General features: G+C 63.3%; 11 protein-coding genes and 1 tRNA gene. 4 read left to right on the top strand and 8 right to left on the bottom strand.

The genetic code is table 11. The features are described from left to right. Positions 1-29 precede the first annotated feature (29 nt). Positions 30-1196 carry an iron-containing alcohol dehydrogenase gene (locus CH285_RS16410; protein WP_094644289.1) on the top strand — a complete coding sequence of 389 codons (1167 nt, stop codon included), beginning with the start codon at positions 30-32 and terminating at the stop codon, positions 1194-1196. On the opposite strand, the gene CH285_RS16415 is transcribed toward CH285_RS16410, so the two are convergent. Next, a complete protein-coding gene (locus tag CH285_RS16415) occupies positions 1193-2602 on the bottom strand; it encodes an amino acid permease (RefSeq protein ID WP_032382782.1) in 1410 nt (469 codons plus the stop codon). The two genes, CH285_RS16410 and CH285_RS16415, sit on opposite strands and share 4 nt — an antisense overlap. 113 nt (positions 2603-2715) lie before the next feature. On the opposite strand from CH285_RS16415, the gene CH285_RS16420 reads away from it, so the two are divergent. Beyond that, positions 2716-3657 (top strand): NAD(P)/FAD-dependent oxidoreductase, encoded by a 942-nt coding sequence (locus CH285_RS16420; RefSeq protein WP_094644290.1) that lies wholly within the window; start codon positions 2716-2718, stop codon positions 3655-3657. Positions 3658-3669: 12 nt separating this feature from the next. On the opposite strand, the gene CH285_RS16425 is transcribed toward CH285_RS16420, so the two are convergent. The 4 genes from CH285_RS16425 to CH285_RS16440 form a co-directional block, all read right to left on the bottom strand. Beyond that, entirely contained in the window at positions 3670-4341 is a 672-nt protein-coding gene (locus CH285_RS16425) for a nitroreductase (protein WP_032406733.1), read from the bottom strand. A gap of 96 nt (positions 4342-4437) precedes the next feature. Continuing rightward, on the bottom strand, positions 4438-5325 hold the full coding sequence (locus CH285_RS16430) for a MetQ/NlpA family ABC transporter substrate-binding protein (protein WP_032390981.1): 888 nt from the start codon (positions 5323-5325) through the stop codon (positions 4438-4440). A 26-nt stretch (positions 5326-5351) separates the two neighbouring features. Then, positions 5352-5969: a methionine ABC transporter permease gene (locus tag CH285_RS16435; protein WP_080733341.1), complete on the bottom strand. Its 618-nt coding sequence runs from the start codon at positions 5967-5969 to the stop codon at positions 5352-5354. A gap of 83 nt (positions 5970-6052) precedes the next feature. Beyond that, a complete protein-coding gene (locus CH285_RS16440; protein ID WP_094644291.1) occupies positions 6053-7060 on the bottom strand; it encodes a methionine ABC transporter ATP-binding protein in 1008 nt (335 codons plus the stop codon). Positions 7061-7230: 170 nt separating this feature from the next. Between CH285_RS16440 and CH285_RS16445 the strand changes: the two genes are divergently transcribed. Next, a complete protein-coding gene (locus tag CH285_RS16445; protein WP_094644391.1) occupies positions 7231-8667 on the top strand; it encodes an LLM class flavin-dependent oxidoreductase in 1437 nt (478 codons plus the stop codon). On the opposite strand, the gene CH285_RS16450 is transcribed toward CH285_RS16445, so the two are convergent. From CH285_RS16450 to CH285_RS16460, 3 genes are all read right to left on the bottom strand, one after another. After that, a tRNA-Val gene (locus tag CH285_RS16450) sits at positions 8624-8698 on the bottom strand. The two genes, CH285_RS16445 and CH285_RS16450, sit on opposite strands and share 44 nt — an antisense overlap. A gap of 87 nt (positions 8699-8785) precedes the next feature. Next, positions 8786-9247, bottom strand: coding sequence for a peroxiredoxin (locus CH285_RS16455; RefSeq protein WP_094644292.1), 462 nt, complete (start codon positions 9245-9247; stop codon positions 8786-8788). A 31-nt stretch (positions 9248-9278) separates the two neighbouring features. Then, on the bottom strand, positions 9279-9701 hold the full coding sequence (locus CH285_RS16460; protein WP_032390975.1) for a DUF3052 domain-containing protein: 423 nt from the start codon (positions 9699-9701) through the stop codon (positions 9279-9281). A 256-nt stretch (positions 9702-9957) separates the two neighbouring features. Between CH285_RS16460 and aceE the strand changes: the two genes are divergently transcribed. Beyond that, on the top strand, positions 9958-12777 hold the full coding sequence (aceE, locus tag CH285_RS16465) for a pyruvate dehydrogenase (acetyl-transferring), homodimeric type (protein ID WP_094644392.1): 2820 nt from the start codon (positions 9958-9960) through the stop codon (positions 12775-12777). Positions 12778-12789: the final 12 nt, after the last annotated feature.

Below are 12789 nucleotides of genomic sequence, written 5' to 3' on the forward strand. Positions count from 1 at the left end.
CACATGGAGATACCGCGAAGGAGCACTCCATGGTTGCCAATATCTCTTTTCCACGTTTTCTCAAACTCGGCGGCGGTGCCGTCGAGGAGCTGGGTACGGTACTGACCGACCTGGCCGTATCTCGTCCCCTACTCGTCACCGATGCGTTCATGGCGGGCAACGGCTCGGCCGATCGACTGATGACGATCATGACCGAGGCCGGTAAGTCGCCTGCTCTGTTCTCGGGCACCGTGCCCGATCCGACGACGGATTCGCTGATCGCCGGTCTCGAAGCGGTGCAGCAGCATTCGGCCGATTCCATCATCGGGTTCGGCGGCGGCAGTCCGATGGACACAGCCAAAGCGCTGGCCATCCTCGCGGTGCAGGGCGGGACGATGCGGGACTTCAAGGCTCCGGTGCTCTCCACCGGTCCGGCGCTTCCGATCATCGCAATTCCAACAACGGCGGGAAGTGGTTCGGAGGCAACGCAGTTCACTATCATCACCGACGTGGCCTCGGATGAGAAGATGCTGTGCCCCGGCTTGTCCTTTCTGCCGATCGCATCGATCATCGACTTCGAGCTGACGATGTCGATGCCGGCACGTCTGACTGCCGATACCGGCGTCGACGCTCTGACACACGCCATCGAGGCATACGTCAGTAAGAAGGCCAACCCCATCTCCGACGGTTTGGCGCTCAGCGCTATTCGCACCATCGGAACGTCGCTGCTTCGGGCGTATCGAGACGGAGAAGACCGGCAGGCACGCGAGGCCATGATGCATGCGTCCACCCAGGCGGGAATGGCGTTCTCCAACGCCAGCGTCTGTCTGGTCCACGGGATGAGTCGACCGATCGGCGCGCATTTCCATGTCGCACACGGACTGTCCAATGCGATGCTCTTGCCTGCCGTCACAGCCTTCTCCATCGGCGGAGCCCAGTCCCGCTACGCCGACTGCGCCCGCGCCCTCGGTGCGGCATCGGAAGCCGATTCGGACGCGGTTGCCGGAGGCAAGTTGCAGGACGCCATCGTCACGCTGTGCCGTGAGGTCGAAGTTCCCACTCCGCAGACGTTCGGCATCGACAAGTCGACGTGGGACGACATGTTGCCGCTGATGGCCGAGCAGGCTCTCGCGTCCGGCAGCCCCGGTAACAATCCGGTCGTTCCGACGGCGGAGCAGATCGTCGATCTGTACCGCCAGGTGTATGCCGGGATCTAGGCCGAGTCACCGGACACGCGGGCGGCAACCTTGTCGCGCCGCGTGTTTCGGCGTTGAACGATGATTCCGCCGATCACCGTCACTGCCGCCAGCACGGCCGAGAGCAGGATGGACGATCGCTGCTCGGGTCGCACGACCATCATGACGAGGACGAAGACGATGAATCCGATGGCCAAATAGGTGAGCCACGGGTAGAGCCACATCAGAACGGCCGGGCGTTCGCCGTCGCGATCGAGTTGGCGACGCAGCACCAGTTGACTGCTGGCGATGGCCAGGTAGACGAACAGAGCCACGGCACCGGTCGTCGCGAGCAGGTAGGTGAAGAGCTTCTCGGGAAGAATGTAGTTTCCGACCACGGCAAGGAAGCCGAGAACCATCGAGGCAATGACGGCAACCCACGGCACCCCGTTGGCGGTGATCTTCTTGACTGCGCGCGGCGCATCGCCACGATCACCGAGCGAGTAGAGCATGCGGGAGGCGGTGTAGAGCGCCGAATTCAAGCACGACGCGACGGCGGTCAGAATGACGATGTCCATGATGGTCTCCGCGTGGGGAATTCCCATCTTGGACAGCACATACTGGTAGGAGCCGGTTGCCGGGTCCAATTCGTTCCAGGGAACGAGTGCGACGATGACGAAGATCGATCCGAAGTAGAAGATCGAGATACGCCAGATCACCGAGTTGGTGGCGCGGGTGATCCCCTTTGCGGGGTCCTTGGATTCGGCTGCAGCGATGGTGACGATCTCGGATCCCATGAACGAGAACATCGTAGTCAGCATGGCTGCGATCACCGCGCCGAAGCCGAGCGGCATGAAGCCGCCGGAGGCCCACAGTTGGTCCACGCCACTGACTTCGGAGTTCGGCAGCCAGCCCAGGATGGCCGCGATGCCGAGACCGATGAACGCGACGATGGCCACGACCTTCACCAACGCGAACCAGAACTCGAACTCGCCGTAATTGCCGACGCTGATCAGGTTGGTCGCGGTGAGCGCAACGACGATGATCAGGGCCCACATCCATTGGGCACCGCCCAGCCAGTTGGTGAGGATGGCGGCAGCGGCGGTCGCCTCGACGGGGATCACCAATACCCAGAACCACCAGTACAGCCAACCGACGGAGAAGCCGGCCCAATGTCCCAGTGCCCGGGTCGCATACGTCGAGAACGAACCGGTGTCGGGGTTGGCGGTGGCCATTTCCCCGAGCATGCGCATTACCAGGATGACGAGGAGTCCGGCGAAGAAGTAGGCCAACAACACCGCAGGTCCTGCGGTGGCGATGGCGTTGGCGGAGCCGACGAACAATCCGGCACCGATCACTCCGGCTATCGAGATCATCGTCACGTGTCGCGGTTTGAGACTGGTTCCCAGTCCGTGCTCTCCGGTATCTGGCTTATCCGTAATTGCCATTTCAACAGTTCAGCACAAGGTCGGGCCCTCCGCAGCAGGTGACCGAATTGTCCAGACAATCAGTAGTACAAATGGCGGGCTTACGCACGGCCCCTGCCGGGCATACTGACGACATGACTGTCGATGCTGGGCGCACCACGGACTCGATCACCATCGTCGGTGCCGGAATTGCCGGCGCGGCATGCGCCCGGGTTCTCCACGACGCAGCCGTGCCGTTTCGTATCGTCGACAGAGGACGTGCTCCCGGCGGGCGGATGTCCTCCCCCGAGTTGCACGGTCGACGCGTCGATCTGGGTGCCGGCTACTTCACCGTCCGGGATCAGGATTTCTCGACGGTGGTAGCCGACTGGGAGTCGAGGGGCTTGGCGCGCCAGTGGGCAAACACCTTCGGCATCCTCAAGCCCGACACCGAACCGTGCACCACCACCGGGCCGGTCCGTTGGGCGACACCACACGGGCTTCGTTCTCTGGTGCGAGACTTGCTGGGAGACTTCGATATCGAGGGCTCCTCCGAGTTGACCGACCTACCCGAGGGCCACGTCGTGGTTGCGATGCCCGATCCGCAAGCCGCGCGCATCACGACAGTTCCCGATGCGGTCGAGTACGAACCGGTCATCGCGGTGGCATGTGGATTCGACGGGTTGGATGTGCCGTTCCGCGACGCGGCCTTCGTCAACGACCATCCCGATATCGCGTTCGTCGTCGACGACGGTGCCCGGCGGGGTGACGGTGCGCCCGTGCTGGTGGTTCACACGACCCCCGAGCGGGCACAGCAACACCTCGCCGATCCCGACGCAGTGATCACCCCGGTCCTCGACGCGCTACGCGAACTGTCGGTAATCTCCACGGCACCCAACTGGACGCATGCCCATCGCTGGACGTTCGCAAAGCCTGCGGCGCAACATGATTCGACCTTCGCGCTCGACGAGCGCAGCGGACGGTTCGTCGGATTCGCAGGCGATCAATGGTGTGAATCCGGCGCGCCCAGGGTGGAAAGCGCATGGCGATCGGGCACGGATCTGGGTACGGAACTGGTTGGTCGGCTCCAGAGCTGACGCCGTCACACCTCAGCTGATGAAGGTCACCGTCTCACTCAACGGTGCACGGCTGGTGCGGAATCCGTTGATCGGGTGGCTCTCGTCGGGGTAGCCGAACGAGATGCCGGCTACCACCCTGCGGGTATCCGGGATATCGAACCATTCGTGGACGAACGGCGAGTACGCGGCGAGCGCGGCCTGAGCTATCGCGCCGAGCCCGAGACTCTGCGCGCCCAGCAGGAACGTCTGCAGATACAGCCCGCAGTCGACGGCACCGTAGACACCCAGGTCCGCATCGGTGGTGATGATTGCCGCGTGTGGGGCGTCGAACAGCTCGAAATTGCGAATGAACTGGCGCGTCGTCGCCTCGGTGTCGGACTTGACCACACCGATGCTCTCGTACAGTGCTCCACCACATTCGCGTCGCCGAGCGCGGTGCAGGGCGTTGTAATTGGCCGGAAACGGAAAGTCCGGTTGCGGCACACCGGATACCACATGTTTCACCAAGGCGTCGGAGAACTTCCGGGTGGCATCACCTTCGGTGACGATGATCTGCCACGACTGGGTGTTCGACCACGATGGAGTGCGCTGGGCGGCCGCCAACAACTGTTCGAGCACGTCCCGTGATACCTGCTTCGGCAGGAACTGCCGGCATGAGTACCGCTCGTCGAGGAGTTCGGTCAATGCTTCGTACCGGGTCACGTCGTCCGCCTCGTGTCATCGCTGTCGGGTGCGGATCGAACGTAGCACCACCGCTGCGCCCGACGGTCCGCTGTCGGACCGTCGGGCGCGAGGCCGTTACTGAAGTGGCAGGAGGATGTCTTTCACCCGCGGGTCGGTGGCGAGGAACTCCTGGACCGCAGGATCCTTGAACGCGGCGACGAGGTTCTTGATGTTGTCGCTGCCCGCCCACCGGCTACCGATCGTGAGCTGGCCGGCGAACTCGTCCGGTGCCGGTGGTGCGAAGATCTGCTTCTCGACGGGAATTCCGGCCGCGAGGTAGTACTCCGTATAGCCCACTGCTGCATCGAGATCCGGCAATGCCCGCGATTGCGCGGCGAAGTCCAGCAACGTGAACTTCAGGTTCTTCGGGTTTCCGACGATGTCCTTCTGCGTGGCCGTCGACTTGTCGACCGCGGGGTCGAGGGTGATCAGACCGGCTCGCTCGAGTACCCACAGACCCTGCGCTTCGTTGGCGGGATCCGAGTAGAGCGAGACCGTTGCGCCGTCCGGCAGTTGCGCTGGGTCGGAGTACTTGTCGGACCACAATCCGAAGCCCCAACGGAACACCGGGGTTGCGGCCTCTTCCTGGAAGTCGGGGTTGGATTCGAGTACCTGTCCGAGCCACAGCTTGTGCTGGTACACCGTGGCGGCCACCTCGCCCTCACTCACCGCGCGGTTGATGGTGTTGCTGTCGGCGAGTCCGCGGAATGCAACCGTGATGCCGTACTTGGGAGCTACCTGATCGGCGACGAATTCGACGAGTGCCTGCTCGGATGCGTTGCCTTCGGCAGTGGCGACGACGAGTGTTGCGCCCTCGGTTTCGTTGGCCGAGGCCGTGTCGCCGAAGAACGCGATGCGGACAACCACGGCGAGTGCGATCAGCAGCACGACGGCCCCGATGATCCAGGGCGCTTTCCGACGGTTCTTCAGCTCGAAGCCGTGCGCTTCGGTGGACGTTGTCATGATGGATGAGACCTTTCGAATGTGGTTCAAGCAGTGCGCAATGCGCGCTGATGAGGTGTGGTGAAGCGAACGAGCGCATCGCCGACGAGCTGCACGACGGCGACAGTGAGAATCAGGATGACGATCGTGGCGATCATGACGGTGTGATCGAATCTTTGGTATCCGTATGTGACTGCGACATAACCGATTCCGCCCGCTCCGATGGTGCCGGCGATGGCCGAGTATTCGATCATGGCGATGACGTTGATGGTCAGGCCTCCGATGATCGACGGCACGGCCTCGGACAATTGTGTGGTGGTCACCTGCAGCGTGGAACCGCCGGACGCCCGGGCGACGTCGACCACCGACGTCGGGACCGAGCGGAGAGAGTTCTCGACGATGCGGGTGAAGAATGCGATGCCCGCCAACGACATCGGTACCACCGCGGCTGCAATACCGATGTTGGTTCCGGTGATCCAACGAGTGACCGGAACCAACGCAGCCATCAAGATCAGGAACGGCAACGACCGCCCGATGCTGACGATCCAGCTGATCGGCGCATGGAACACCGGGTTTTCGAACAGTCCGCCGGGGCCGAGGTTGAACAGCACCGCTCCGAGCGGCACACCGACGAGCACCACGATGAACATCACGATGCCGACCATGGTCAGTGTGTCGCCGAGCGCAGGCAGGAGCAGAGCAGGCAGCTCGTCGACCGGAACCTTGTTGCCTGCGGCCACGATTGCGATCACGACGCAGCCTCGAAGATCGGCTGCGTGGTCTGTGCAGATCCGGACAACCCCAGGGCTCTCAGTGCACCGGGGACGCGTCCACTCAGGTGGGCACCGATGCCGAGCGAGGCGCTGCCGACAGCCACTCCGGCCACTACCTGAACGGAGGCTCCCAACAGCGCAACCGGTGCGCCCAGGTCCTGGCCCAGCCGCGAGATCCAGTCCTGCGGAACGTCGGGCGAGTCGTAGGTGACGTACCAGCGCACGTCGCCGGCTGCAGCCTGTGCGTCGTCACGCCTGGGGCGCAGCTCGTTGCCGAGCGCCGACGTGTGGTCGGTCAGTAGGTCGACCAGCCGACCCGATTCGACGATGCGTCCGTGATCGAGTCTGGCCACCGAATCAGCGGCTCGCAGAACGGTATCCATTTCGTGGGTTATGAACACGATGGCTAGGTCGAGGTCCTGGCGCAGTTCTCGCAGCAACTCGACCACCGATTCGGTGGTCTGCGGATCCAAGCCGGAGGTGGCCTCGTCGGAGAGCAGCACCGACGGTCGAAGCGCCAACGCACGCGCAATTCCCACTCGTTGCCGCTGTCCGCCCGAGAGTTGAAACGGATATCGAACAGCTTTGTCGGACAATCCCACTCGGTCGAGAAGCTCGCCCACTCTCCTGGCCGTCTCGGCTTTCGTGGCCCCGAGGAAGTCCAATGGCAAGGCGACGTTCTCCGCCACGGTTCGACGCGAGAGAAGACTCGAAGACTGAAACACCGTGCCGATGCGCCGCCGCGCAACCCGAAGTTGTTTGGCATTCAACGCCGTCAGGTCGTCCCCGTTGACGATCACCGAGCCCGAGGTGGGCCGGGTGAGCAGGTTGATGCACTGGGCCAGCGTGCTCTTGCCGGCACCGCTGGGGCCGACCACGGCGAGAATTTCGCCGGACCGAACCGAGAAATCCAGCCGGTCGAGTACGACGGTTGTGCTCTCCCCTGTCCCGTAGGTCTTGGTCAACTGCGCTATTTCGATCATGCTCCGACGCTCTTTTCAGTGATGTGACGGCGCAACACTGAGGTGTCGGTGGCTCGATGACCAGCTATCGACTCATCACGATCCGAACTGTTCCCACCGGCCTGGGTCGTCGGTAGCGTCGCATCGCTGTCGATATCCAAGACAGGTCGTCCTGCCGAAGGAGTTCCCCCGTGTCACGCGAGATTCGTTTCAATGCCTTCGACATGAATTGCGTCGCGCATCAGTCCCCCGGTCTGTGGCGTCATCCGCTCGATCAGTCGTGGCGGTACAAGGAACTTGGTTATTGGACCGATCTTGCGAAGCTGTTGGAGCGCGGGCTGTTCGATGGCCTGTTCGTGGCCGACGTCCTCGGCACCTACGACGTGTACGGCGGCAATCACGACGCAGCCATCCGGCATGGAGCGCAGATTCCGGTGTCGGATCCACTCCTGCTCGTCAGCGCGCAGGCCGCCGTTACCGAGCATCTGGGCTTCGGCATCACCGCGGGAACCGGTTTCGAGCATCCGTATCCGTTCGCACGCAGACTCTCCACGCTCGATCATCTGACCAACGGCCGCATCGGGTGGAACGTCGTCACCGGGTATCTGCCGTCGGCGGCGCAGAACATGGGACACGACGATCAGCTGAAACACGACGATCGTTACGACCACGCCGACGAATACCTCGAGGTGCTCTACAAGCTGTGGGAGGCATCGTGGGACGACGACGCGGTGGTCCGTGATCGCGAAACCGGCGTGTTCACCGACCCCGCCAAGGTGCATCGAATCGGCCACCGCGGCAAGCACTTCACGGTGCCGGGTATCCATCTGGCCGAGCCGTCGCCGCAGCGGACGCCGGTGATCTTCCAGGCCGGCGCGTCACCACGCGGCGTGCGGTTCGCGGCGCAGAATGCCGAGGCGATCTTCGTCGGCGCACCCACCAAGGAGATTCTGGCGCAAACGGTTTCGAATATTCGTCGAGCCTTGCGCGATGCCGGCCGCGATCCGTACTCGGCACGGATCTTCCAGTTGCTTACCATCGTCACCGACGAGACATCAGAGCTCGCCCACGCCAAGCACGACGAGTATCGGTCGTATGCCAGTGCCGAGGGTGCTTTGGTGTTCATGTCGGGCTGGATGGGCGTCGACCTGTCGCGGTATGCGCTCGACGAGCCGCTCGGCAATCTCGAGAGCAACGCGATTCAGTCGTTCGTTGCGTCGTTCCAGTCGATCGGGGCCGACGGCAAGGAATGGACGGTACGCGATATCGCCGAGTGGGGCGGAATCGGCGGTGCCGGTCCGCGCATCGTCGGCTCCCCCGGCGAGGTCGCAGACCAATTGCAGGAGTGGGTGGACGAGACCGACGTCGACGGATTCAACCTTGCGTACGCCATCACCCCGGGAACGTTCGAGGATGTCGTTCGGTTCGTCGTTCCAGAATTGCAGCGGCGGGGTGTCTATCGCACCCAATACACACCGGGCACATTGCGTCACAAGCTCTTCGGTAAGGGTGACCGACTGCCCGAGGAACATCGGGCGCAGCAGATTGTGCGGGAGGTTCGGGGAAGCCGAGAATCTTCCGTGATGGTGGGCGCAGAGGGGTTCGAACCCCCGACCGCTGGTGTGTAAAACCAGAGCTCTACCGCTGAGCTATACGCCCGTGTGCCGGTGGCCTAGGGACATCCCCGGGCCACCGGAACGCTTGGAGAAATTTATCGTGTCTGCTGTCTAACTACAATTCCGCAGGTCAGCTCACCTGTGTGAGTGCCTCAGCCCACGATGAACTGTCTCGGGCTTCCCCGGGACCGTTCATTTCGGCGAATCTGATGATTCCGGACTTGTCGACCACGAAGGTTCCACGATTGGCGAATCCTGCGCTGTCGTTGAATACGCCGTACGCCTGAGCCACTTCACCGTGTGGCCAGAAGTCGGACAGCAGCGGAAAGGTGTAACCCTGCTCTGCTGCCCAGATCTTGTGGGTCGGAGGCGGACCTACCGAGATCGCCAGGATCGCGGTGTCGTCGTTCTCGAATGTCGGTAGCTCGTCGCGCACTCGGCACAGCTCGCCCTGGCACGTTCCGGTGAAGGCCAGTGGATAGAACACGAGCAGAACGTTCTTCACGTCCCGATACGACGACAACGTGACCAATTGGTTGTTCTGGTCTTTGAGGGTGAAGTCGGGCGCAACAGCGCCAACCTCGATCGGCATCTAGAACCGTCTTCCTGTGTCGAGCATGGGCCTACCGCTTGGTGGTAGGGGTCTTGGGCTGAACCAATCGACTTCCGATCCAGTCGCCGAGATTGGCCGCAGAGGTCTGCGTCAATCCGGCTGTCGGAGCGGACTCGGCAATCTCGCTGGGCTCCACATGACCGGACATGCCGGTCTTGGGGCTGAGGACCCACACGATTCCATCGTCCGAGAGCGGACCGATGGCATCCATGAGTGCATCGACCAGGTCACCGTCTCCGTCGCGCCACCACAGCAGTACGACATCGATCACCTCGTCGGAATCCTCGTCGAGGGTCTCGCCACCGATCGCATCTTCTACGTCGGCGCGCAGATCATCGTCGGTGTCCTCGTCCCAGCCCAGCTCTTGAACGACCATGTCGCGAGTGATGCCAAGTTTCTGAGCGTAGTTCTGAGCGTCCGCCGCGGCGACCACGGTGGTGACCTCCTTGAATTGTGGGTGCAGTAGACAAAGCGAACAGGGTCGAAGCCGTTCGCGCAAGCTGACCGCGCCGAAATTGCGTACATAAATTTCTACTGGTGGGTATCGGACCTCTGTACTACCAGAACCGACGAGATGCGGCAGGATTGGGGAGGAATCACGAGAACGAGGAATGTAGATCGCCGTCACAGGGGCGAGCTACCGGACCGGGCGCCACACCGAGCGTCCGCCACATTGAGGAGTGCACACGTTGTCCGAAGTGAACAGCGGCGAACGGCAGAACACATCGTCTGCAGGCAAGAAGGGCTCGGACGGCCGGGTCCGCGTCATCCGTGAGGGTGTCGCGTCGTACCTGCCCGATATCGACAACGACGAGACCAACGAATGGATCGAATCGTTCGACGGCTTGTTGGAGAGGTCCGGACCCAACCGCGCTCGCTACCTGATGCTCAGGTTGCTCGAGCGCGCCGGTGAGCGCCGCGTCGCGCTCCCGTCGCTGACGTCGACGGACTACGTCAACACAATTCCCACCGAGAACGAGCCGTGGTTCCCCGGCGACGAGTCGATGGAACGCCGCTACCGCGCCTGGATCCGCTGGAACGCCGCAATCATGGTGCACCGCGCACAGCGTCCGGGCGTCGGCGTCGGTGGCCACATCTCGACCTACGCGTCGTCGGCTGCGCTGTACGAGGTCGGCTTCAACCACTTCTTCCGCGGCAAGGATCACCCGGGCGGCGGCGACCACATCTTCATTCAGGGCCACGCCTCCCCCGGCATCTACGCCCGCGCCTTCCTCGAAGGCCGCATTCCGGCCGAGCGCATGGACGGCTTCCGTCAGGAAGCGAGCCATGTGAACGAGGGCGGCGGACTGCCGTCCTACCCGCACCCGCGTTTGATGCAGGACTTCTGGGAGTTCCCGACGGTGTCGATGGGCCTCGGCCCGATGAACGCCATCTACCAGGCGCGCTTCAACCACTACCTGAACGACCGCGGCATCAAGGACACCTCCGATCAGCACGTCTGGGCGTACCTCGGCGACGGCGAGATGGACGAGCCGGAATCGCGTGGACTCGCACATGTGGCTGCGACCGAAGGCCTCGACAACCTCACGTTCGTCGTCAACTGCAACCTGCAGCGTCTCGACGGCCCGGTGCGCGGTAACGGCAAGATCATCCAGGAACTGGAGTCGTTCTTCCGCGGTGCCGGCTGGAACGTCATCAAGGTCGTCTGGGGCCGCGAGTGGGACTCGCTGCTGCACAAGGACCGCGACGGCGCACTGGTGAACCTCATGAACACCACGCCCGACGGCGACTTCCAGACCTACAAGGCCAACGACGGCAGCTACGTCCGCGATCACTTCTTCGGCCGCGACCCGCGAACGAAGGAGCTCGTCAAGGATCTCTCGGACGACGAGATCTGGAACCTCAAGCGCGGCGGCCACGACTACCGCAAGGTGCACGCTGCCTACGCGGCTGCGATGTCGCACAAGGGCCAGCCGACGGTCATCCTGGCGCACACCATCAAGGGCTACACCCTGGGCAAGCACTTCGAGGGCCGTAATGCCACGCACCAGATGAAGAAGCTGACGCTCGACGATCTCAAGACGTTCCGCGATCTCCAGCACATCCCGATCTCGGACGAGGAGCTCGAGAAGGATCCGTACATGCCGCCGTACTACCACCCCGGTGCGGACGCTCCCGAGATCCAGTACATGCTCGATCGTCGCAGCAAGCTCGGCGGATTCGTCCCCGAGCGGCGCGTCGACGTCAAGCCGCTGCCGCAGCCCGGCGATGACACCTACAAGACGCTGCGCAAGGGCTCGGGCAAGCAGGAAGTCGCCACCACGATGGCGCTCGTGCGCGTCATGAAGGAGCTGTTGCGAGACAAGGAGATCGGCCACCGAATCGTGCCGATCATTCCCGACGAGGCCCGCACGTTCGGTATGGACTCGTGGTTCCCGTCGCTGAAGATCTACAACCGCAACGGCCAGCTGTACACCTCGGTCGACTCGGAACTGATGCTCGCCTACAAGGAGAGCTCGGTCGGTCAGATCCTGCACGAGGGCATCAACGAGGCAGGCTCCACGTCGTCGTTCACCGCGGTCGGTACCTCGTACGCGACGCACGGCGAGGTCATGATCCCGCTGTACATCTTCTACTCGATGTTCGGTTTCCAGCGCACCGGCGACGGTCTCTGGGCTGCCGCGGATCAGATGGCCCGCGGGTTCGTGCTCGGTGCAACGGCAGGTCGCACCACGTTGACCGGTGAGGGTCTCCAGCACGCCGACGGTCACTCGCTGCTGCTGGCGTCGACCAACCCCGCGGCGGTGGCGTACGACCCGGCGTTCTCCTACGAGATCGCGCACATCGTCAAGGACGGTCTGCGTCGCATGTACGGCGGAACCGAGGGCGTCGAGGGCTTCGGCGGCGAGAACATCTTCTACTACATCACCCTGTACAACGAGCCGTACGTACAGCCGGCCGAGCCCGAGAACCTCGACGTCGAGGGGCTGCTCAAGGGCATCTACCGGTTCGCAGAACCCCAGGAGGGTGACGGACCCGAGGCACAGCTGCTCGCGTCCGGCGTCGGCATCGTCTCGGCTCGCAAGGCACGTGAATTGCTGTTCGATGAGTGGGGCGTGCGTTCGGCCGTATGGTCCGTCACCTCGTGGGGCGAACTGCGCCGCGACGGCGTCGAAGCCGAGAAGGAGTCGCTGCGTAACCCGGGTGCCGACAAGCGCGTTCCGTTCGTCACCTCGGCTCTGGCCGATGCCAACGGCCCGGTCATCGCGTCCTCCGACTGGATGCGCGCCGTGCCGGATCAGATCCGCCAGTGGGTTCCGGGCGACTACGTCACCCTGGGCACCGACGGCTTCGGCTTCTCCGACACCCGCCCGGCTGCACGACGGGTGTTCAACGTCGATGCCGAGTCCATCGTCGTCGCCACACTGTCCGCTCTCGCGGCATCGGGCGAGATCGACAAGTCCAAGGCCGTCGAGGCTGCCGAGAAGTACAAGATCGACGACGTCACCGCAGCTCCGACGTCGTACGCCGATACCGGCTCGGCGTAGGTCTTCGCCGTG

The sequence above is a fragment of the Rhodococcus sp. 05-2256-B1 genome, assembly GCF_002258465.1.
Classification (GTDB): domain Bacteria; phylum Actinomycetota; class Actinomycetes; order Mycobacteriales; family Mycobacteriaceae; genus Rhodococcoides; species Rhodococcoides fascians.